This window comes from Actinobaculum suis (assembly GCF_900618115.1).
Taxonomy (GTDB): domain Bacteria; phylum Actinomycetota; class Actinomycetes; order Actinomycetales; family Actinomycetaceae; genus Actinobaculum; species Actinobaculum suis.
Genome location: NZ_UYIO01000001.1, coordinates 726,471 through 748,125, shown reverse-complemented (window position 1 = coordinate 748,125; position 21,655 = coordinate 726,471). Strand labels below are relative to the sequence as shown.

Genomic DNA, 21,655 nt, shown 5'->3' with positions numbered 1-21,655 from the left:
TTAGCGCTGATTATTGCCCCGCGCGCCATGCCACCGATTATGTGGCCGAACGCGCGGGGCATACCTAGCAACTAAATAAAAGATAACCAATGGCTAATTACCAGGGTACTCCTACTGGCTCCTATCTCTAGGAGTAGATCGCATCGCGAAGAGCGAGCAAGTAAGTCCTCCCGAATCGGGTAGTGGGTTCCAGTACGGCACCTTCCGCCCATTCGTTCCAAGCGTTGATGAAGAGCATTCGATCTGCTGGTTCGCGCGCGGCCAAGGTATCCATTAAGGCACCCACCCAGCGGCGGAAGGAGTAGGGATTAGATCCGTACCAAGTATCTGCTCGCCACTGGCGCCGCGCGGTGTTATCAAAAGTGACCATAGCTCCCGGATAATCGTGATCCTCCAGCTCCGGTGCCTGCGCAATGGACGCTTCCAGAGAACCCTGATAGCTCATAAAGTTTCCACGCCAACGCGAATCCAATCCCACTTCCGCAGCCGGGCCAGCTACCCACGGCAGGTTATGGGGTGGGAATTGTAGCGTGCCATCCAGCCCGTTTTCTTCCACGGTGCCTTCCAGAGAATCGAAATCCTTCGCTACTGCTACGGCCAGCACATACAGTTCTCCCACGCCCGCGGCCCGCGCCCGGCGGCGCCATTCGGCTACTACTTCCGGGAAATTATGCATCTGCCCGGGCCGATATACCGCGATAATTGGCTTGTCTTTGTAACGCATATAGCGCGGGTCCGCCAGAAATTCCATAATGTCATCAATGAAATCTTCCGCGGGAACGCGATCATAATCCTGCCCGATGAGGACGTCTTGCGAACGCCCGTCCCACCGCCGCGTCCAGTTTTCGTTCGCCCACATAATGCAATATGGGGTTTGAATATCCGAAGCGTGCAGCTTTTCAATCGGCAGGTTCAAAAGCCTTTCTCCGGAGAACCAATAGTAGTAGTACATGAAACCGGCGATGCCGTGCGCGCTGGCAAGTTCTTGCTGTGCCTGGCGCACCGAATCGCGTGCTAGATCATAAAAACCGAGTTCTGTGGGGATTTTCGGCTGGTAGTGCCCGCCATAGGCAGGCACCGCCGAAGTTACGTTAGTCCACTCCGTAAAGCCTTTCCCCCACCAGCGGTTGTTATGCGGAGAATCATGGAACTGTGGCAAATAGAAAGGAATAACCCGCGCCCGTGCCTGCCGGCTAGCATCGCGCGCATAACGTTGCCAGCCATTATCCGCGGGGGTAGCGGCATGGTCTGTTTCCTTTCCGGTTTCGGTATCGGTCGCAGATACCTCCAAAAGCTGCGGGGTTTCTGCCAGCGTGAGGCCCGCCTCCTCGGTCACAATCCCGAGTATGCGTTCGACGGCGTGCGCCGTCGTTCCATCAATTTGCCCGGCTTCCTCATCAAAATCTAGACGCTGCAGATTAAAGGCACGCAAACCTTGCAATATGAAACCGCGCGTCCAATACATAGATCCCGAAGCGAAACGCAACTTATCCGGATCAATTCGTAGCTCAATACGGCACAGCAGCTGTTCCACCAACCGCTGGTCACCACCCCAATACTCGCTACCCACAATGGAATCGCGAGCGGTAACGGTACCTAGGGAAGTATCTGCGGCAAAAGCATTTAGAATGCCACGAACGGTTTCTTCAGACCCCACAAGATCGGTAAGGAACTGATCTTTCCACGCCTGCCCACTGCCTTCCAAGGTGGCATGTGTTTCCCGCCAAGCACTCTTCTTCGTATGCATTTTCAAAACTAGTTCATACGGGTTGAGAACTCCTGAATTGACGAGCTGTACCAGCGGGTAAATATCCCGCCCGTGGTTTTCCACTTCGACCACGAGGGTATGGCAATGCTGCTGGCTAATTTGAGCCGGAATATCCAGTTCCTGCCCGCTGGCATTGGTAATGAACAGGTCGAATTCCACCGGAATGTGCACTAGGTGGGCGAATAGTTCCGGAAGTAAATCTGGGTAGTAACAATGCAAAACCACTGCTACCCGCGCTGGGTTAGCTATCTCAAACTGCGGGTCTAGCCGCCACTGTTCCGGGAAACCAGGATTTTGCCGCCCGCCCTGCCGGGCCACGTATTCCACAAAATCGGCCGGGTGCTCCGTCCGCAAACCATGAATACTTCCCCAGCGGAGTAGGTTTGCTCCCGCGTTCCGGGCACGGGCCACCGTGTAGGAAAGGCGGCGTTCAATAGCGTTCTTGCGTCGGTCCTTCATTACCACTCCGAAATATTCTCGCCGAATTTCCGCGCGATATAGGCACGCGCTTCAGCACCTTCTTGTTCTGTAGCCGGATGCGTCATGATCGTACGCTTGAGCATGGGCACGCCCCAATCCAGCATTTTCTTCCACCCATCAATAGTGGGGTTACCGTAGGGCACCCCTAAATCCGGGCCCGCCACGAACTCTTCTGTGGAGTATCCTTCCGCGAAAGCCAGGCGAGACACCCCGAGTTCGTATTGGAGCACCACATCGTCTTTGCCGGGTTGTACCCGAATAGAGTTGAAAAATTCCACCCACGGGTCATCGGCAAGAATGCCACCCCGGAAACACAGGAAATAGCTTTGCAAATGCCGCGCAAATTGATATGAACTGGTTAGTGCACGAATATCTGGAATGCCGGGTTGCGCCGCCCAACTCAAGATTTCTGCGAGCGGGGCGAAGGGGCCGAGCATGGAATCATTCGTCAGGAGTACCACGGATTTTTCCCGTACCCGTGGCAAAACGCCGAGGGCGGTAGCCCAGGAACCGAAATCGTAGCCAATGTTCGGCCGGCGCATAATGATCGTCTGTTCCGGTAAACCATGTGGGAACTCTAATTTCCCAGTGCATGGTGCCACCGAAATTACAACCGGCAGGAAATCATTGCGCGCAAGTTCTTCCAAATACCGGGAAAGGGAACGCGGTTGGGCTTCACCAACCGAGTATTGGGCGATCAAGGCTACCCGCTCCGAATATTCGAGAGCATCAATATCTCCGCGTTCTATGCGTACTTGCCCGCGCGATGCTTCGGAGACGAGCTCGCCGTTTTTCCAGTGGAATACCCTCATCGCAAGTGCGCTCCGAACCTGCGCTTAGCCAAGCGCAGCGGTGCAGTTGCGCGCCAGGAATCAGAATTGCGCAAGGTTGCCAACTGTTCCCACGCATTGTCAAGTAGTCGCTCGGACCGGCGCAGACGCGCTTCCACTTCCTCCCGGGCCAACCGCTCCTGGGCTAATTGACCTTGCGTAGCTCTCAGCGCGGCGCGTAACTGCCTTAGCTCTTCGCTAGCGTTTTGTGCGTCCTTATCGGTCACAGTCACTCCTTTGCGTAGATATTTCTATCGGGGACCCCGCTGCACTACTCCATTGCCCTGGTGGCATCAGTATCACACCGGGCTGTTCAGATACCGAATCCGCGCGGACGGTGAGCTGAATTTGCCTATCTGAATAGTCAAAAATATGCCCATCTCGCACCAGGGATACCGTTAGCCAAAGAACCCCGGGTTCATAAATGACGTGATCCATACGATAGTCTACGAAGGTTTCGCCAACTTCGAAATCATACAAATTACCCGCCACGCGCGAATTGGGCCCCGCAATTGTTACTCCATTCGCAACCGCAAAACCCAGGCCAACTTCCACACGGTACCGGGTTTCTACAGCACGCACATGGATTCGCAACGTTGCCGGCTCGCCCGATTTCAAGAAAGGCATGGGATTACCGGCATCATCAATAATTTCCACACCAGTTACGCGAAGTTCCCCACTTCCCTGGTTCATCTTGAACTCATCATCACCGATTTCCTGGTTCTGCCGAATGCGTGCCTCTGCCTCCTTCGCGTTAACAGCAGAGACATAGGCGGAAATGGTCTCATCAGCAGATCCTATTTTTCGGACTTTTCCATGTTCGAGCCAAACTACTTCGTCGCACATTTCTTTCGCTAAAGAAAGCGAATGCGTAACCAAGGCAATAGTGGTGCCTGCTTCCCGCAACTCCCGCATATGTTCAAAACATTTGCGCTGGAATTCTTCATCACCCACGGCAATGATTTCATCCACCGCCAAAATTGTGGGCTGTATAGCTACTGCTACCGCAAAACCCAACCGGACCGTCATACCGGAGGAATACACCTTTACGGGTTCATCGATAAATCGTCCGATATCAGCAAAATCGATGATCCAGTCCATTGTGTCTTCGATTTGCTTTTTGCTGCGGCCCAGGATTGCCCCGTTGAGATAAATATTCTCCCGCCCGGTAAGTTCACCGTGGAATCCAGCGCCTAGCTCCAAGAGACCGTCCACTTTGTCTTCCACAAGAACTTTTCCCGAGGTAGGCCGATAAACTCCCGCCAAAATTTTTAGCATGGTGGATTTACCGGAACCATTGTGGCCAATGAGCCCAAAAGTGGTGCCCTTCTTAATCTTGAAGGAAACGTCATCTAGCGCGCGGAATTCGTGGACGTGCTTGGAGCGCCCCTTCACGAAACGTTCTTTGAACGTATCGCGGCGATCCGATTGCATGCGGAAACTTTTCGTCACGTTTTCGACGACGATCGCATATTCCGAATCGTGCTCGGAACCTTGGTTTCCCTGTGTTTGCATCTTTAGATCCGTTCTCCCAAGTCCGCTCCCCATTTCCTGTATACCCAGGCGCCAAGGAGCGCCGCGAGTGCGGTCCAAGCCAGGCAGGCTAACCATTCTTCCCAGGTTCCGGCTCGCAGATCATAGGTAAGGGCCCGGAAGAGATTGATAAATTCAGCCATTGGGGAAGATTCGATGATCCAGCGCAACGGAATACCGTGCCAACTCTCCGGGACAATCGTGGAGGTATAAATAATCGGTGTGGCATAGAAAGCCAGTTGCAGGAACACTCCAACCAGATGGGCTAGATCGCGCACGTAAATATTCCAAATAGCGATGGCGGTAGCCACTCCCCAGGTGAAGATCACTAGCAACCCGAGCGCGAAAGGAATGAGGAGCCAAGTCCACGAAATATTTCCTAGCAGCAACATAACTGCCAGGTAGATACCCACTTCAATAAGGGACTGTACGCCGATAGCAAAGCCGGCACCGAGCACCGGCGCGTAAGCGGGGAAGTACACCTTTTGCAGGAGACCTCCAGAGGAAAGGAGGCCGTTAATGCCAGCGTTCACAGAGTTTTGGAAAAATCCCCATACGGTAAGCCCGGCGAAAAGCCAGACCGCGAAGATCCCAATGCCTTCGTGCCGGGAAGCTATCCCGGGCGGAACCATGCGGAAAAGCCCGCCGAAGATAAGGGTGTAGATCGCTAGGGTGGCCATGGGCACCACGAGCGACCAAATCCAGCCCAATGCGGTACCGCTGAATTTTGCTTTCAGATCACGCTGCCCGAATGCAGTTATTAGCGTCCGGATCTGAGACAATGATCGATTTTGCCGGACGTTGGTTTTGGCCAAATTCCGGACCTCCCGCCTACGTCACATGAGTGAACCTGGCTTCTCCGGGTCCACTTTTTCCTCACTCAATCTAAGCGGAAAGTCTACTCTATGCATCTCTTTTGTACCGGGTGACGTACCATATGCTTCGAGATCATAGATTGCTGATACTTGCTCAGCTTGCGTGGCCGAGGCGGTATCGCATATAGAAAGGCGTGCTCAACATGGAAATCCAGGAACTTAAAATCGAGGGTGCGTGGGAAATTACTACCAAGCATTTCCCCGATGAACGTGGAATCTTCCTCGAAGCTTATAAGTCGAGCCTTTTTGCGGAAAAGGTGGGCCATAAGCTCGATCTGCGCCAGGCGAATATTTCAGTTTCTAAGGCGGGAACCGTGCGCGGTATCCATTTTGCGGAGATCCCGCCTTCGCAGGCCAAATATGTAGTGTGCCCGCGCGGCGCCGTACTGGATTTTGTGGTGGATATCCGAGTGGGCTCCCCCACCTTCGGGCAGTGGGATTCGGTGCTTTTGGATGATGAGAGCCGGAAGGCGATCTACATTTCCGAAGGCTTGGGCCATTGCTTCGTGGCGCTTGAAGATAATTCCACGGTGCTTTACATGTGTTCGGCCGAATACGCGCCCGGCCGCGAACACGGCATCAACCCGCGGTGCCAAGAAATTGGTTTGGAATACCCCGAGACCGGCCGCAACGGCGAGAAACTCGAGCTGCTGCTTTCGGAGAAAGACACCGCCGCCCCCGGCCTTAGTGAAGCCCAGGCACAAGGTCTTCTCCCCACCTACGCCGATTACCAAAAGTTCCAGGCAGGTTTGCGCGCCTAGTGGGAACACAGTTTGCAGATCGGGAAGTTACCCACCCGGAAGCCGCAGGGCAGGAAGTTACAGACCGAGACGTCGCAGGGCGGGAAACGCCGCGGGTGGTAGCAGTAGTCGTTACGTACAACCCGCCGGCGCTTTCTGCCTTATTGGAAGCGCTGAGCGCACAGGTAGCGGCCGTCGTCGTGGTCGATAACGGCTCTGCTAGTGCCACTGTGCGCGAACTTTCGGCACTCTGCGCGCGCGCCGGCGCTGATTTTCTGGCCACCGGTACCAATCTGGGGATAGCAGCCGCACAGAACTTAGGTATTGCGCGGGCCCGCGAGCTCGAAGCCACCCATATTTTGCTTTCCGATCACGATTCTGTGCCGGCGCCCGATATGGTTTCGCTTTTATTGGCCGGCTTGGAGACCGATCCCCGGATCGGGGCAGCCGGCCCACTTCCCGCAGAAGATCGCGCGGGGGCCGACCAGTTGGTATATGTAGCGCGCCGCTGGGCGCCTAAGCGCGCCTACCCGGAAGAGCTGGCGCAAGAGATTTTAGACGTGGCATTTCTGGTTGCTTCCGGATGCCTTATCCGCGTGGAGTGTTTAGACGACGTCGGTGATATGAACACCGCGATGTTTATCGACCATGTGGACCTGGAATGGGGTTTGCGGGCCCATGCCCGCAAGTGGCGATTGATCTGCGTGCCGGCCGCGCATTTGCACCACTCCCTTGGCGATGAAGTGGTGATGCTTCCCGGCCGGGCACAGCCCGTACATGTGCACTCCCCCATGCGCAATTACTACATTGTGCGTAACACTCTTGATTTGGTGCGGCACGGCCGGGCCCTAATGCCCACCCGGTGGCGGATTCGTTACACCTGGTGGGCAGGCAAATATGTGGCCTTCAATGGTTTCCTCATTGATCGGGGCCCGGAAAGGCGCCGTGAACTATTCGCCGGTATCCGCGACGCCGTGCGCGGGCGGCGTGGCCGGCGCGGTATCAGTTAGCGCCGGCTCGCTGCGTTGTTGCGGTGCCGGCTCGCTGCCTTGTTGGGGCGCCGGCTCGCTGCGTTTTTGCGGTGCCGGCTCGTGGCGTTGCTGCGGGGCCGGCGGGCCGTACAGCAGCTCCTTGGTTCGTTCCAAATTGTCTTCTATGAGAGTGCGGTTGGTTTTCTGCAGATCCGCAACGATCAGAATCGTTACCGAAATGATCGAGGCCACGAGCATCGCCGAGCCGAAAATTAGAGATTGGATATGCCCCGCGCCATAACCCATCAAGTAGAAAACCAGGAAGCGGATGAAGGGGATGAGCCCAATGATTCCCGTTAGTATGGCAGTAAGTCCCAAGGGCACATGGGGTTTAAACATCAGGTAGGAACGAATAATCGCCCACCCGGATTTAAACATGTGTTGCCAAATGTTTTTGAAGAGACGCGATTCGCGCGTCTTCGGGTTTGTGGTAATCGGGATGGAAGCAATTCGCAGCTGCTTATTTCCTGCCTGGATAATTGTTTCCATGCAGTAGGAGAATTGCGTGATCACGTTCAGACGGTAGAGAGCAAGCCGCGAATACGCCCGGAAGCCCGAGGCGGCATCCGGTAGCTTCGTGCCGGCGGCGCGGTTTACTACGGCAGATCCAAAGGCCTGCATCTTCCGTTTGAACCAGGAGAATTCTTTGATCGTGGCGGTTTGTCTATCCCCGATCGCAATATCGGCTTCTCCACGCACCAGTGGTTCCACGAGGCGAATGATCTCTGATTGTGGATATTGGTTATCGCCGTCGGTATTCACCACGATATCGGCACCGTGTGCTAAAGCGTAATCGGTACCGTCCCGGAAAGAACGTGCTAACCCTTGGTTGCCGGCGTGGTGCACAAAATGTTTCACCCCGTGTGCTTTTGCTACCTCGACCGTGCGGTCGGTGGAGCCGTCGTTGATAACCAAGATTTCTACTTCGGAAACACCAGGGATTTCCCGCGGGATTGAATCAATCACCGTCCCGAGGGTCGCTTCTTCGTTCAGGCACGGGATCTGCACGAATACCTTCACTTATTTTTACCTTTCCGCTTACTGATCGCCGCTCCGCCAAGGATACCGAGGGTTCCGAGGAGGCAAAGCAGGGAAACCCACTTGCCCTTTTCGAAGTATGGATTCCGATATTTCAAAGTAATAACGTGTTCGCCCGCATCTGGAACAAAAACTGCTCCCGCGAAATACTCTGCCGGCACAATTTCCGTGCTCTGCCCATCAAGGCTAGCCTGCCACCCCTTGTGCCGCAGATTTTCAGCTACTACTACCCAGCCCGGGCCATTGGAGCGCACCGTAATATAGGTATCATCCGGGTTCGGTGTATCAATATTAGTAATTTCCCCGGTACCTAAAGGTTCCGCACGTACGACATCGGGAGATTCCAAAATCACCGCTTCTCCGGGCGTTTCCGGATCGTCCATAATGTCTAACCGCTCCTGCGGATCTGTGGCTACGATTTGCTCATCTGCCCAGCGGATGCGATGGAGCGCTCCCGGCCGCTCAAAAATAAACGTGCCGTCATAGAAAGCAAGTTCCATCCCCAGCTCTTCCATGAAGCTAAGCGGCTTGCTGACGAGATTTCCTGTCTCATTTACGCCCACGGTAGCCTGCGCATCGGTATCTTCAAGACTGAGCTGAGCTTGCCACATTTGATCTTCCGGGATCGCAGTGCCATCAATCGGTAACACCATCGGATCGATCATACCGTCCAAGGGAATGCGGCTTTCTGCTAGGAGGTTGCCCTCCAAGTCTGTAATCTGCAGGTGCGAAATACCGTTATTTTGCCTCAATCCTTCATCGCCAAAGGAACGAATTAGTAGGGCATCCAACGGCCCTTGCTGAATTTCGCTCGTAACAGTATCACCACCGGAGCTGAGTGCATACGATACCACTGGCTCCATATCCTCTACTGCACCGGAAACGCTCAACGATAGGTCTTCCGGGCCCGTCACAAAGTAGCGTGCGGCCAATCTGTCGTAGATTCCATGCTCCGCAGCCCCGCGCAGTCCCTTCCAGCTCGTCAACGAATAAGTAGCTGAGAGTCTTCCATCTGGATCAATTCTTTCCAGCATTTCCACATATCTCGGATCCGTAAACTTGTGCCCATTCATGCTTCGTAGGTTGTATGCATCTTGCGATCCTGTAAGCATTGCTATAGATACGGGCGCAAATCGATCCTGCCCCAAATTAGCTGCCAGAAAGTCGTGTGTTGCGGTAGGAGGGTAGAAACTTTCCGTACTGGACTGCGGCCACCACGTGCGGGCGGTCGCTGTAGCTGGCCCGGCAACTAGCCCGCCGCAAGCTGCGAGGGCCAGCGCCCGGGTGCGTTCTTCTTTGGAGGTCACGCACAACGCAATAATTACCAGCACCGCCAGTAAAGTACCTACCACATACCCCATGGTCACTCCGTGCTGAATGACTTGGGAGGGGTAGTCTTCTGCAAGCTTTTCCAGCGCCAGATTCTCACTATCGCGCAACTGGTAGCCGCAATATACAATCACCGCCCCGGCGAAAATCGTGCGGATCCTCGGGTACCAACGCTGTTGCAAGCGCTCGCGCGCCTCATTCCAGCGAGGCGCGCCCCCGTAGAGCGTTTGCGCACCTATCGCGGCCAGCACAACGAATGCCAGGTCCATGACTACCCGTACGCGGCCCAGGAAAGAGCTAGCCAAGAAAGGCATCTTGAGAAGCCAATGAGTCACGATGTCCTCACCGTATAGTCCGGTAAGGAGAAGAACCGCTACTATCGCAAAATAGCTTGCGATACCGCGCTTTGCCGTATATGCAAATAAAACTCCGATTGCGGCTAAAACCAAGGTTGTGGCACCTATGTAAGACAGGCCTTCCACCCAATGTGTAGGCCATTTAGCCAAATCAAAATCAACTCCGAAGATAGACGGATCCAGGGCGGTAGCTAAATCCTCTTTCGGCAATGGGCCGCTGCCTCGCTGCCGTGTTTCAAAATCAACGTAGGTTCTCGAGAAATCTAGGAACGGGAGCATTTGTATAGCGGAAAGGCCCAGGCCTAGCATGCCCCCGAGGAGGCCGCGGGCAAGCGTACGGAGAGCTTCGCGTATCCCCTGCCATTCGGTAACAAAACGTAGAAGGAAAAACCCGCCGGCAAGGTATAACCCGTAAATCGCCACCGCGGGGAACCCGCCCAGCAGTAGCGAAGCTAGCACCAGCCCGAACCAGGCACTAGTTGTCCACTTTCTGCGGCTCACCAGCGCTTCTGCGCTCCATAGCAAGAGGGGCAGCATGGCCGCTACCCGGGTTTGCGGCCACCCCGTCCAAGCGAGCATGAATCCCGAGCTCATGTACATGAGGGTGGCCAATGGTACCGTGAAATTAGCGAATTTCCATCGGCGCCGGAGCAACAGGAAGAATCCGAGCGCTACCGCTATCGTTTCGCATATTTTTACGCCTGCCGGAGCGTAGGCGGCGGGCATAATCCACCAGGGTAAGGAGAGTGGGGAAAGAAGCGCCACATTGGGCACCGCGCCACCTTCGGTACCTCCAACTTGGTTGGGATTCCACTGCGGATAGTGCCCAGCGCGCGCGGACTCAGTAATGAAAATGGATTCGGGAATAACACTATCGTATACATCCCATTGCCCGCTATTTGGGATCTGATCCTTTTCAGATTCGAGCGTCCACCGCCACGGGTCTGCCATTTGCAGGAGGCCCGTTGGCCCAAAAACCTTGCTAGAAGTCATCCCCGGTAAAACCGTGACCGCCAAAAATCCGAAAAGGAAGAGCCAGAGCACCGTGCTGGCAATACCATCTGCGGATCGGAAAAAATCGCAAATCCGGCCCCAGCGCGTGCGCGTAGGAGTGCCTACCGGTACTTCGAAAGCAACCGGGGTCTCCGCGTTCAATACTTCCTCCTGCGGAAGGTTCCCGGCAGTGTCTACGCGCGGCATACGCTTCCCTCACTCCTTTTCTCGTGTTACTCGCACCACCGGCCCACAGTACGGAACTTGGGCGGCATTTGGCGCAATGAGCACGCCGGCAGAAATTCCGGCTTTCTAAATCGCGCGGTTGAATCAGCAGTGGATAGCTTTCGAGTAGAACCCCACAGCCTTACTATCCTCCACGTGATACACCCATTCCCAGTACAGTACTCGGTGCGCAAAGGCCCTGCACTAGGCAGCTTTCCGGTGCCTTTCCGGTGCCCGCCCCCACAACTCATTGCGCGGCGTGAATGTATGCGTGTTTTGGTTTTCAGTTTCGTTAGGATTTTGCAGACTCTACGAATCGTCTGGATTTCACAGAGCCTCCGGAGTGCTCCCGCCTCCGAAATATTGCCTTCGGAACACCTTAGCTTCTCCTCGCAAGTTTTGCAGTACGCTTTCGCTTTATGGTGCCAAACACGGGTTTCCGCGCGTACATTTTCCCTCTCTCAGTGTCTAAGTTCCTTTCCCAGTGGCCGATGAGCCAGAACCAACAAAACACTGCCACAGCCGCAAACAGCCAGGCCGCTATTACCATCCCAGGTAACAAGCTCGGATTCATACGCGCGGTGCCAAGCCACATGCGTTGCGGGAAATTCCACAAGAACCCGATCCAGAGCACCAAACACATGCCAATCCAGATGCCGCGGAAAACATTCTCGACGCCGTTAGCGCTATTTGTTCGTACCTCGCTGTTGGTTCTAACCGCGCTCTTTGTTCGCACCGCGCTGTTGCGGGCTCCCGCGGTATTGTTTTTCTTCTCTGCGATGCCGCCATTTCTTTGCGTGGCAGGTTCTTGGTTTCTGTTCGCTGCGGCATAGCAAGCAAGCATGAGAATGGGCATAAGGAGAGCGTAGCTATAGCGCAGTTGCCACATGTATCCGGCTTCGGCATAAACCTGCCCGTTCACGACCAAGATAGTAAGCGGGAAGAATACTATTCCGGCCGCGAGCGCGATTTTTTCCCGTCTGTTACCTCGCCAAATACCAATAATGAGGGTGCCGATAAGAAGTGCTTCGGCTAGATAGCGCAAATAATTGGGAACCGGAACCGATACCCAGGCCAGCACGGAAGAAAGATGCAGCTGCAGCTTGCTGAGTACCTGTAACAGTAGTTCGCCGTAGTCCACGTTCCCCGCTACTGGTACGGTTGCTGCGCTCAGGTAGCGCCACCATAGCCATACCAGGCAGGCGGCGAAAGCGCTTGCCGCAGCGATCCATGATTCCCGGCGGCGCAAAAGCGCGAGGCAGGTGCGCCAGCCCAGCGCCAGGGCGAAAACAACCGCTACTACGGCTACCCAAAAGGGACCTACCGGCCGGGCCAGAATCCAGAGCACCAAAATTGGTGCCATTGCCAGCAAGATACGCCCACTGGGTATTGCCGCAATCGCAGACGCGGAGGGCGAATTAGATTGCGCGTAATCTGCTCGGGAAGAATCCTTCCCAGGAGAATTCGTTACCGCCGGTGCCGCAGCGCTGCCCAACAAACGTATACAGAGGCCGGCAAAAGCAATCGCGCATCCTAGTTCCAGAGCCTGCGGATTGAGCACGCTCCCAACAGCCAGGCAGGTGGGGAACAAAAGCGCCGCAAATATTGGCAGCGCCGCCCGGCCACGCCGGCCGGCCCGCGAAAGCTGCGAAAGTCCGTAGCTGGTGAGCATAGAAAATACCGCGGCGGAAAGGAAACGGACCGCGATAAGTGCTAGTGGCCCCTGGGTGAACAGCAAAGGCCAACACGTGAGCAAATAGTGCAAGGGAGGATAGTTAGCCGCCGTCGTTGGCACGCGAATTTCTGTATTTCCCGCGTGCAAATTAGCGGCAGGGCAGGTGCGCACGTCTTCTGGATGATCATTCCAACATTGCATATCTGCCGCGGCCAGGTAGCGCGGAACAAGTACCGTATCGGATTCCAGTGGTGCTTGCCCGGTCACCACCGCGTAGCCGTAGCGGAAATGTGCCTGTTCATCGGGCCCGGCAAAAGGCGCCGTCAATAAAGACAGCCCGAAAACCACGGCGAAAAGGGCCGCGAAACAACGCGGGAAAAACCACCGGTGCTGGCCTGAGGCCCGGCCTTTACTGCGCGCCGCACCAGCATGTTTAGCCCGAGTTTTTTCCATGCTTTCCCTTTCCTTTTTCAGGCAGCTGCGTTTTACGTAGATGTTACGGTTTCTTCCCAGCGTGATTCTGCCACTCTACCGGCGTGCACCGGCGCGCGGCGCCTACCTGTAAGCAGTGCGGTTAGCAGTTAGAGTTATAGGCGTGGCAAGTTGCAGTTTTGATGGCACCGGGCTGGCGATCCTCATTCCGGCGTGGAATGAAGAGGAAGCTTTGCCAGCGGTCCTGGCGGAGATTCACGAATATGTGCCGCAAGCACACGTCGTCGTGATTGATGATGGTTCTCGGGATAGCACCTCGCAAGTGGCGCGAGCACACGGAGCCACTGCCCTAACGCTCCCCCTCAACCTCGGGGTGGGTGGCGCGATGCGCGCCGGCTACCGGTACGCCTGGCGGGCCGGCTACGAGATGGCTATTCAGGTAGATGCGGATGGGCAGCATCGGCCTGCCGATATTGCCAAACTCGTGCAAACCATGCAGGAAACCGGGGCTGACCTCGTGATCGGCGCCCGTTTTGCGGGGGTGGGTAACTACGAGGTGCGCGGCCCGCGCGCCTGGGCAATGTCTTTGCTTTCCGGGATCCTTTCCCGGATTTGCAAGGTGAAACTCACGGACACCACTTCCGGTTTCAAACTCGCAAACCGGCGAACCATTGGAGTGCTGGCCGAGGAAATGCCGGCCGAATATCTGGGCGATACGATCGAAGCTTTGGTGATCGCAGCTAAACACAATCTGCGCGTGGCACAGGTGGGCGTAGAAATGCGCGAACGCATCGCCGGCCAGCCATCGCATAATGTGTGGAAATCCGCAAAGTTTTTGCTGCGCGGGCTGATTTCAATGGCGGTGGCTGCTACTCGCCCACGCGAAAAAGAGCTCAACAAGAAAGAAGAGGGACGCCAATGAGCGCCTGGATGGTACGTCTACTGCCGGTGATTGCGGCGCTGTGCTTTTTGCTTTACCTGTGGTGGCTCTTGCGTTCGCGGCGCCTGAAGCAAACCTACGTATATATCTGGTTCATTATCGGTATCGGCTTGCTCGTGATCGCGATCTGGCCGCCCTTGCTGTTCTGGGTTTCTGATCTGCTCGGTTTCCAGCGTGCCTCCAATATGATTTTGGTGGCCGCCGCTTTTATCCTCCTGGTTATTTCGATCCAACTTTCGGCGGCAGTTTCTGCCCTGCAAGAGGATCGCCGCCGGCTCACCGAAGAAGTAGCAATCTTGGAAGCACGCTTGGGGCGCGTGGAATCTTCCCTCCCGGCTAGCGAAATCGATCCTTCTGCGCCCGCCGCTCACCGCGCAGAAAACTAACAGAAAACTAACCACCAGAGATTGCCCGCGCGCAGATTTTCCGCGTGCGCGCCACTTCCCGCGCGCCACTTCCCGCGCGCAGATTTTCCGCGAGCGTGCTTACAAGAATCTCCCGCGAGCGCGCCTACAAGCGGCCAAATGCGTGCCGCACCAAAGTTTTCGCACCGTTTTTATTGCGGTGTTTTATGGCTTGCGGCAGTAGCGCCAAAGCGTGTGCCCGGGAAGTTAGATAGGTGTTTGCGGCCCGCGCGCTTTTCTTCCACCCGCGTGCTTGCGCTGCTTGCCGCGCCTGGGCGAAGTAGCTTCGTTCCTCCGCGAACCGTGAACCGTCCAGGAGTTTGACGGAAGAAACTGATTCGTCGTGGCGCCGGTACCGGAAAGTTACTTCCGGAAGGAGCAATAGCTTTCCGCCGCCCATGAGGATATCGATCACGACGCCGAGGTCCAGTACCACTTCATACCCTTCCCGGAAAGGCGTAGCGGCGATGGTCTCGCGCCGGAAGGTGAGCGAAGGCCAGTACAGCCAATCCCCCACCAAAAGCCGCGAAGCGGCGTTATCTCCGGTCAGAATTTGCGGTCCGCCCGCAGTATTAGGCCGGAGTTTGTACTTAATCCGATCGGCCAGGTTCCACCGGATTTTCCCGGCCGAATCAATAGTTTCCACACCCGGCTGGATAATATCGACCTGCGGATTAGTAGCGATTGCCCGTTGCATGGTGGAAACGTAGTTCGGTAAGAGCACATCATCGCAACCCATCACCATGAGGTAATCCGAAGTGGCCAGTTCAATAGAACGACGGAAATTACCTGCCACGCCCAGGTTTTCATCGTTTTCTAGGTAGGTAATACGCGGATCGTCAAGGGCCGCTAAATACTGCGGTACTTGTGGATCACCGTACCGGTCATCAATCACGGTGAGATGCCAATCCTCACTATCTTGTGCCAGAACGGATTCCACGGCTTCAAAAAGATATTTCGGCTCTCCCCAGAAGGGCAACATAATGTCAAAACTCACGGGCTACTCCTTATTATCCAATTCTTGCTAAAGAAAATTTCCCCCGTTCTCCGCGGAGAAAATTACCCACTTCTCCCTAAGAAAGACGGCGGGCTATCTCAAAAAACCCAGCTGTTTCGAAAGTTCGCAGGATGTGCCTGCGTTAACAGCGTTTGCGGGTGTGGTTGCGCTAGCACGGCTTGCGGGTGTGGTTGCGCTAGCACGGTTTGCGGGTGTGCCTGCGCTAGCAGCACTGTTTACTAGTCACGGCCCGGTGCTAGCTACGGCCCGGTACTAGTTACGGCCCGGCCGGCTCTGGCTTTGCCGCCGGCGAATTTCCCGCAAGCAGCGCAACAACATGGCCCGCGATTGCAGGGCCGCTCCCACTCCGCGCGGTTTGGAGGGAGAAGCATTAGCCGCGTGGAAACGGCGCAATACCGTGCGTTCCTCCCGATGTTGCATTACTTGGTGCACATTGCCCCACAGTGCAATCCACAGATCGTGCGATTCGGAAAGGAAAGCCGGGAACGGCAAGAGGCCCGCATCCCGCGCAGTCGCGGTGATTCCCATGGCGCATCCGTAATAAGGCATATTTCCTGCCAAAATACCGGCAATATTACGCGCGCCCCGATTCGAATCGGCTTCCCGCAAATGCCAATCGGCTTGCCCGTATGGCCCTCGCAAAGCTTGCGGCCCACCTAAAGTACCCAAATTGGTAGCGGCTACACGCACCGGAACCACTTCCTGGGAAACCATGTTCGCGGCTTTCCCGCTCGGCACCTCCACGCCAGGTTGTTCCGCGTTCTGCGCTTGCAAAGTATCTTCCCGCGCTCCGAGCGCCTGCAGCAGCACCTCTACGTGGTCGGTAGTCCACACATCATCTTGATCAGAAAGAAGTAGATACTGGCCGCGAGCTTCGCGCAGGGCCTGTTCGAAAGTACGTACGTACCCGAAGTTCACGCGCCGGGCAATCACCCGTACGCGTTTATCTTGCTGCGCATATTCCTCTAAGATTTCAGGCGTGGCATCGGTAGAACAGTCATCGACCACCACGATTTCGTCATCCGCATCCAGCTGGCTAAGTATCGAATCCAGCTGTTCGCGCAAAAACTCCGCCCCGTTGTAGGTGGCCATACACACGCTCGTTCTTGCCATACTGCCCCGATCTTGCGCTCCCTGGCGCGTAAGGTTACTTTCGTCAACATCCAACTCTATACGGGCTTTGCCCATGATTCTCGAAAGGCTCTCGTGAGTACAGCCTCCCCTTCTCGCCCGCCGGCCACCCCGCACGCTTCCGCTGCTGCGAATACTTCAAATGTGGTGGCGGTTGCGGCCAGTGCGATCGTTTCTGGTCTCGCTGGTTTCTTCCTCACCGTGGTCTCCGCGCGCGTGCTTAGCTTGCAAGATAACGCGAGTTTTTTGGTTTTTTGGTCGGCGTTTTCCGCTATCACCGCGGTGCTTTCCGGGATCCAAAATGAGACGACGCGCGCCGTGCGAGCCGCTCGCCATACCGGCAATGACAGTGTGCCCGCAGGTACGGACCATATTGCGCCACACTCGAAGCCAGCTACGCCGAATAGGAGAACCACGCGGGTGTTTGCGGCTATCGGATTGATAGCGGTGCTGGCTGCCTTGGTGGTGGCCGCGCTGTGGCCTGCCTGGCGCGCAATTTTCGGTGCCCAAGCTCCACTAGAACTCATGGTGCCAACTTTGATGCTCGTCGCTTTCGCTTACCCGGGCCAGCTCGGGACCGTGGGCGCTTTGGCCGGGCAGAACAATTGGAACCTCTTTGCGGTTCTTTCCGCTGCTGAACCAACGGTGCGGCTGGTGCTGGCCGGAGTGGCCGGGCTGGCCGGTACCGAACTGGCAGGCCTGTATGTAGGAGTTACCCTGGCCACGCTCACCTGGGCCGGATTCGGTTGCCTGCAGCCGGTACGCCGAGCTTGGCGGGCTGAAGCTAGCCTCGATTTCCGCCAATTGCTTTCCCGTATGGCGCAGGCCATGGCCGCTACGGCTTTCTCCGCGGTACTTATTAACGGCTTCCCGATGCTTATGAGCCTGACTAGTGACGCGGCGGTTTATAGCGCGGCCGCTCCCCTAGTTACCGCAGTTTCGGTAACTAGGGCGCCGTTGCTCATGCCGCTCGTAGCTTTCCAGTCCATGGTGATCGCCGCTTTTGTAGACCGGCCGGAAAAGGCCGGAAGTGCCTTGGTGAAACTACTCGCCGGGATTGCCGGTGTGGCCGCGATGGGCGGCGTGGCCGCTTATTTCTTGGGCCCGTGGTTGATGCGTTTCATTTACGGACCGGACTATGTGGTCCCGGGCTTAGTGTTGGGGCTATTGGTAGCCGCAGCGGCCTGTTTGGCCTTGCTCATGCTGGGCGGGGCAATTGCGCTGGCTTTAGATCTACATCGCTGGAATATGGCCGGCTGGGCCCTCGCCGTCGTTATTTCTGTAACGCTGATGTTTATGCCAGCCGCTTTAGAGATTCGCACTATTTCTGCGCTCATGATCGGACCTCTGTGCGGTTCTGCCGTGCATCTCTCGGCGATTTACCGCGCACTACAGGCCCGCGCTCGTGTACGTTAGAACGTGGTGAAACTTCACGCGGCCCGCACTTGCGTGCTCGCTCGGCTCAGCCAGGCTTGGTAGCGTGAAGTATAAGAAAGGATGTGGGCGGATTCGTGCCTGCGCAGAAAGATGCGCGGAACCGCACGGCGCTCACAGAACTTTATGGAAAGGAATCCCATGCGTGTACTCGTAACTGGTGGAGCCGGTTTTATCGGCGCTAATTTTGTTCATCAGACGGTGGAAGAACACCCGGATGCCGAAGTAGTGGTGCTTGATAAACTCACCTACGCCGGCAACCCGAAGTCGATCGAAGGCCTGGACCGGGTGGAACTCGTGGTGGGCGATATTGCCGATATGGATACGGTTGATCCGCTGGTTAAGGATGCGGACGTAGTGGTGAATTTCGCCGCCGAATCGCATAACGATAACTCGCTCCTCGATCCTTCTCCATTCATTCGTTCCAACATTGTTGGTACCTACACGATTCTGGAAGCTTGCCGCCGCCACGGCACCCGCTTGCATCACGTTTCGACCGACGAAGTGTATGGCGATCTGGAGATTGGCGAAGATAGGCGCTTCTTGCCAGGTGACCCGTACGTGCCCTCTTCCCCATATTCGGCTTCGAAGGCTTCTTCGGACCTGCTGGTGCATGCCTGGGTACGTTCCTTCGGCGTGGAGGCCACGATTTCGAACTGCTCGAATAACTACGGGCCCTACCAGCACGTGGAGAAATTCATTCCGCGTACGGTAACCAACCTGATCGATGGTATCCGCCCGCGCGTTTACGGTAATGGTGCCCAGGTTCGCGATTGGATCCACGTGTACGACCACAATACGGCCGTCTGGGAAATCATCAATAAGGGCCGTATTGGCGAGGTCTACCTGATCGGTGCCGATGGTGAACTCAATAACCTGCAAGTGATCAAGATGATCAACGAAGAATTTGGGCGGGCCGCCGATGATTACGATCGCGTAGCGGACCGTGCCGGCCACGATCAGCGTTATGCCATCGACAACTCCAAGCTGGTGGAAGAAACCGGCTGGGAGCCGAAGTATAAGAACTTCCGGGAAGGCTTGCACCAGACCGTCGAATGGTACAAGGCCAATGAAGACTGGTGGCGCCCGGCCAAGGAAGAAGTAGAAGCCAAGTACCGCAAGGCCGGCCACTAAAACTTCCTAGCCTGGCTTCACGGAGGCTAACACGGAGCCGTAAGGCTCTAGCAAACTAATGGCCGCGCGAAACACTCAGGGTTTCGCGCGGCCATTAGTTTAACTATTCTCTCTCGAACCAAGCATTTAGCGGCTAGCTATCCTCATTTGGTAGCCAGCTACCCAACAGTTCACTATTTCGAGGCAATTTCAGAGCAATTTCGCTGTAGTTAGCGCTAACTGCCGTGCCGGGAACTTTGTGTTTATCCCGCACCTACCGCGTATTTTCTGTTCCTGTTAACTTCGATTCTGCTGAGGTACCTTACGGCTCTGCTGGAGTTTCTTGCGGATCTCGCGCGCCAACTCCTACTTCTTGTGTATCAGCTGCTTGCGTACCAGGTTCTTGCGTATCAGCTGCTTGCGTACCAGGTTCGCTTTTTGGCAATGTTTCGGCGTCACTTGTAGATGGCGCAAACTCGCCACGAGACTTCCGCATGAGGTAGAAACACAACACTAGGCCAGCAACGAGCGCTGCCACCGCAAGTGTTATTCCCAGGCGGGCTGACCACGGCATTGAATACAAGAAACTGAGTACGTCAAGGCTCCAACTAGCGCCCTGCCAGAACCGCGCGGCAGATTCACGCAAGAAGAACAGCCAACACACAACTGCAACAACGCCGGCAAAGCGCGCGGCCACGGCGTCGAGCCGTTGCCAAGAAAGCCCGCGAACGGCGCTAGAACCTACACCCGCTACAGTAACGCTTCCACTCGCAGAATTTCCGGTGGTTGCACCGGCAGCTTCGCTACCTACCAGTTCACTGCCTACCAGCGCACTTTTATCGGATATTGCCCCGGATACCTTGGAACTATCCGGGCGATACGTACCAGATGGTGCCAGGCGGATACGGCCATAGATTTTACTTGCCAAAGCGGCAACGTACAGGCTAATGGGCATAATGAGCGGCATTGCGTAGCGCGTCTGCCACATCGGGCCGGTACGCGGCCACAAGGTAATCACGATTACCAGGCAAAGCGCACCAGCACATAGTATTCCGAGAATCGGCACCAGCCTTTGCCGCCATTTACCATGCACCAGCACGCACCAAAGCAGGCCGAGAGGGATCAGCAAGTAGAGGTAGACGAAAGGCTGCGGCATGCGCGCGGTATGTGCACCACCCATTACACCCACGTATTGGGTTACCCATTCCGGAAGGAGATTTCCCATGAAATGTACGATGGGGCCTACCCCGCCGATCGATTGGGGCTCCGGATCCTGTAGCGGTTGTGGGAACAGTAAGCCCCACGATAAAACAGCTACGCAGGCTAGTGCACATACCCCGGCATATGTCCACAGCCCGCGGCGGGCAAGCTCCTGGCGCAACCGCGGCCACGGCATCGCAACCAGAAATACGAGGCTCAGCGCTATCGCCCACAACATGCCTACACTGCGCGAAAGGATCATCAAAACCGCCGCGAAGGTAAGAGCGGGCCAAGGTATCCTATTTTGCCCGCGATAAAGCACCCAATTCCATGCATAACCGGCAAAGAGGATGCTCGCTCCAATTTCAAGGGCCTGCGGGTTAACCCCCGCTACGATTGCAAATACCGAGGGCGTGGTGACGGCAAGTGTAAGCAGCAAGGTTGGGATATCGCGCCCTTCTCGCGATATCTTCCAAATACCAGTGCCGGCCAGCAAACTAAACAGCAATACGCTGAGGATACGCACGCCTAATAAAGCCGGCCATCCGTTGAGGAAGAGTAACGGCCACCCGACTATCGCATAGTAAAGCGGAGGATAGTTCGCGGCGGCGGAACGCGCCTCCACCATGGTTGTGGAATCACGCCCCTCGATTTGCTGCGCGCATAGTGCGGATGTAACCTCGGAATCACGCCAGCAGTCCGATTCGTCGGTTTTTACGTAGGTCGGGACTTCTACCGTGCCTTTGGCGTCCATGGGTGCTTGCCCAGAAACGACGGCGTAGGCATAGACCTGGTGTGCCATCTCATCTGGCCCACCATCAGCCGGAACAATCAATCCGATACCAGTGCCCAACAGTAAAAACCAAGCAACGATGAGGCCCCAACGCCCGCGCTTACCCATATCGGTCTACCTTCCTTTTGGCCGTACTTGTTTTGGTGATATGCAAGGCAAGCTTACCGGGTGTAAAAGAGCTCAGTGCACAACCGATTTCGCAAGGGCAACTTTCCCTTCTAACCGCTACTTTTCATCTACTATTGTGCTAACGCCACTCACCACCGAGCAGATCGGATTGTGCTAGCCATGGAAACTCGGATTGCAATACCCCTCAG

General features: G+C 55.9%; 17 protein-coding genes. 6 read left to right on the top strand and 11 right to left on the bottom strand.

Annotated elements, in window-relative coordinates; all coding sequences use genetic code 11:
• Window positions 1-127: 127 nt before the first annotated feature.
• The 5 genes from H8274_RS02985 to H8274_RS02965 are packed head-to-tail and all read right to left on the bottom strand — an operon-like array spanning window position 128 to window position 5,393.
• Window positions 128-2,227 (bottom strand): glycoside hydrolase family 99-like domain-containing protein, encoded by a 2,100-nt coding sequence (locus H8274_RS02985; RefSeq protein WP_185933798.1) that lies wholly within the window; start codon window positions 2,225-2,227, stop codon window positions 128-130.
• Window positions 2,227-3,060, bottom strand: coding sequence for a rhamnan synthesis F family protein (locus H8274_RS02980; RefSeq protein ID WP_083330144.1), 834 nt, complete (start codon window positions 3,058-3,060; stop codon window positions 2,227-2,229). The genes H8274_RS02985 and H8274_RS02980 overlap by 1 nt, the downstream gene beginning before the upstream one ends.
• On the bottom strand, window positions 3,057-3,305 hold the full coding sequence (locus tag H8274_RS02975; protein ID WP_083078752.1) for a hypothetical protein: 249 nt from the start codon (window positions 3,303-3,305) through the stop codon (window positions 3,057-3,059). Before H8274_RS02975 ends, H8274_RS02980 begins: the two co-directional genes overlap by 4 nt.
• The gene (locus H8274_RS02970; RefSeq protein WP_065414893.1) at window positions 3,295-4,593 is read right to left on the bottom strand and encodes an ABC transporter ATP-binding protein; all 1,299 of its coding nucleotides are present in this window, start codon (window positions 4,591-4,593) and stop codon (window positions 3,295-3,297) included. The genes H8274_RS02975 and H8274_RS02970 overlap by 11 nt, the downstream gene beginning before the upstream one ends.
• A gap of 2 nt (window positions 4,594-4,595) precedes the next feature.
• Entirely contained in the window at window positions 4,596-5,393 is a 798-nt protein-coding gene (locus tag H8274_RS02965) for an ABC transporter permease (protein WP_244924511.1), read from the bottom strand.
• A gap of 236 nt (window positions 5,394-5,629) precedes the next feature.
• Between H8274_RS02965 and H8274_RS02960 the strand changes: the two genes are divergently transcribed.
• Entirely contained in the window at window positions 5,630-6,247 is a 618-nt protein-coding gene (locus H8274_RS02960; RefSeq protein ID WP_049619912.1) for a dTDP-4-dehydrorhamnose 3,5-epimerase family protein, read from the top strand.
• Window positions 6,247-7,236, top strand: a complete 990-nt coding sequence (locus tag H8274_RS02955) for a glycosyltransferase family 2 protein (RefSeq protein WP_082160109.1) — start codon at window positions 6,247-6,249, stop codon at window positions 7,234-7,236. The genes H8274_RS02960 and H8274_RS02955 overlap by 1 nt, the downstream gene beginning before the upstream one ends.
• On the opposite strand, the gene H8274_RS02950 is transcribed toward H8274_RS02955, so the two are convergent.
• The 3 genes from H8274_RS02950 to H8274_RS02940 all read right to left on the bottom strand — a co-directional run bounded on the left by H8274_RS02950 (window position 7,177) and on the right by H8274_RS02940 (window position 13,326).
• Window positions 7,177-8,277, bottom strand: a complete 1,101-nt coding sequence (locus tag H8274_RS02950) for a glycosyltransferase family 2 protein (RefSeq protein WP_185933797.1) — start codon at window positions 8,275-8,277, stop codon at window positions 7,177-7,179. The genes H8274_RS02955 and H8274_RS02950 overlap by 60 nt on opposite strands.
• Complete coding sequence (locus tag H8274_RS02945) at window positions 8,274-11,180, bottom strand: glycosyltransferase family protein (RefSeq protein ID WP_185933796.1); 2,907 nt, start codon at window positions 11,178-11,180, stop codon at window positions 8,274-8,276. Before H8274_RS02945 ends, H8274_RS02950 begins: the two co-directional genes overlap by 4 nt.
• Before the next feature lie 397 nt (window positions 11,181-11,577).
• A complete protein-coding gene (locus H8274_RS02940; RefSeq protein WP_185933795.1) occupies window positions 11,578-13,326 on the bottom strand; it encodes a DUF2142 domain-containing protein in 1,749 nt (582 codons plus the stop codon).
• Between the two features lie 142 nt (window positions 13,327-13,468).
• Between H8274_RS02940 and H8274_RS02935 the strand changes: the two genes are divergently transcribed.
• Window positions 13,469-14,227, top strand: coding sequence for a glycosyltransferase family 2 protein (locus tag H8274_RS02935; RefSeq protein WP_049619909.1), 759 nt, complete (start codon window positions 13,469-13,471; stop codon window positions 14,225-14,227).
• A complete protein-coding gene (locus H8274_RS02930; RefSeq protein ID WP_074663143.1) occupies window positions 14,224-14,631 on the top strand; it encodes a DUF2304 domain-containing protein in 408 nt (135 codons plus the stop codon). Before H8274_RS02935 ends, H8274_RS02930 begins: the two co-directional genes overlap by 4 nt.
• A 124-nt stretch (window positions 14,632-14,755) precedes the next feature.
• Here the strand turns inward: H8274_RS02930 and H8274_RS02925 are convergent, their stop codons facing one another.
• Window positions 14,756-15,646, bottom strand: a complete 891-nt coding sequence (locus H8274_RS02925) for a glycosyltransferase family 2 protein (RefSeq protein ID WP_082160107.1) — start codon at window positions 15,644-15,646, stop codon at window positions 14,756-14,758.
• A gap of 273 nt (window positions 15,647-15,919) precedes the next feature.
• Window positions 15,920-16,780 (bottom strand): glycosyltransferase, encoded by an 861-nt coding sequence (locus H8274_RS02920; RefSeq protein ID WP_185933794.1) that lies wholly within the window; start codon window positions 16,778-16,780, stop codon window positions 15,920-15,922.
• Window positions 16,781-16,873: 93 nt separating this feature from the next.
• On the opposite strand from H8274_RS02920, the gene H8274_RS02915 reads away from it, so the two are divergent.
• Complete coding sequence (locus tag H8274_RS02915) at window positions 16,874-18,214, top strand: polysaccharide biosynthesis protein (RefSeq protein WP_185933793.1); 1,341 nt, start codon at window positions 16,874-16,876, stop codon at window positions 18,212-18,214.
• Between the two features lie 159 nt (window positions 18,215-18,373).
• A complete protein-coding gene (gene rfbB, locus H8274_RS02910; RefSeq protein WP_065414887.1) occupies window positions 18,374-19,366 on the top strand; it encodes a dTDP-glucose 4,6-dehydratase in 993 nt (330 codons plus the stop codon).
• A gap of 301 nt (window positions 19,367-19,667) precedes the next feature.
• On the opposite strand, the gene H8274_RS02905 is transcribed toward rfbB, so the two are convergent.
• Window positions 19,668-21,446 (bottom strand): DUF2142 domain-containing protein, encoded by a 1,779-nt coding sequence (locus tag H8274_RS02905; protein WP_185933792.1) that lies wholly within the window; start codon window positions 21,444-21,446, stop codon window positions 19,668-19,670.
• Window positions 21,447-21,655: the final 209 nt, after the last annotated feature.

What these genes read in the sequence shown, in the direction of transcription:
- H8274_RS02985 (WP_185933798.1), bottom strand. Translation starts at nt 2,227, where the DNA reads ATGAAGGACCGACGCAAGAACGCTATTGAACGCCGCCTTTCCTACACG.
- H8274_RS02980 (WP_083330144.1), bottom strand. Translation starts at nt 3,060, where the DNA reads ATGAGGGTATTCCACTGGAAAAACGGCGAGCTCGTCTCCGAAGCATCG.
- H8274_RS02970 (WP_065414893.1), bottom strand. Translation starts at nt 4,593, where the DNA reads ATGCAAACACAGGGAAACCAAGGTTCCGAGCACGATTCGGAATATGCG.
- H8274_RS02960 (WP_049619912.1), top strand. Translation starts at nt 5,630, where the DNA reads ATGGAAATCCAGGAACTTAAAATCGAGGGTGCGTGGGAAATTACTACC.
- H8274_RS02945 (WP_185933796.1), bottom strand. Translation starts at nt 11,180, where the DNA reads ATGCCGCGCGTAGACACTGCCGGGAACCTTCCGCAGGAGGAAGTATTG.
- H8274_RS02940 (WP_185933795.1), bottom strand. Translation starts at nt 13,326, where the DNA reads ATGGAAAAAACTCGGGCTAAACATGCTGGTGCGGCGCGCAGTAAAGGC.
- H8274_RS02930 (WP_074663143.1), top strand. Translation starts at nt 14,224, where the DNA reads ATGAGCGCCTGGATGGTACGTCTACTGCCGGTGATTGCGGCGCTGTGC.
- H8274_RS02920 (WP_185933794.1), bottom strand. Translation starts at nt 16,780, where the DNA reads ATGGCAAGAACGAGCGTGTGTATGGCCACCTACAACGGGGCGGAGTTT.
- rfbB (WP_065414887.1), top strand. Translation starts at nt 18,374, where the DNA reads ATGCGTGTACTCGTAACTGGTGGAGCCGGTTTTATCGGCGCTAATTTT.
- H8274_RS02905 (WP_185933792.1), bottom strand. Translation starts at nt 21,446, where the DNA reads ATGGGTAAGCGCGGGCGTTGGGGCCTCATCGTTGCTTGGTTTTTACTG.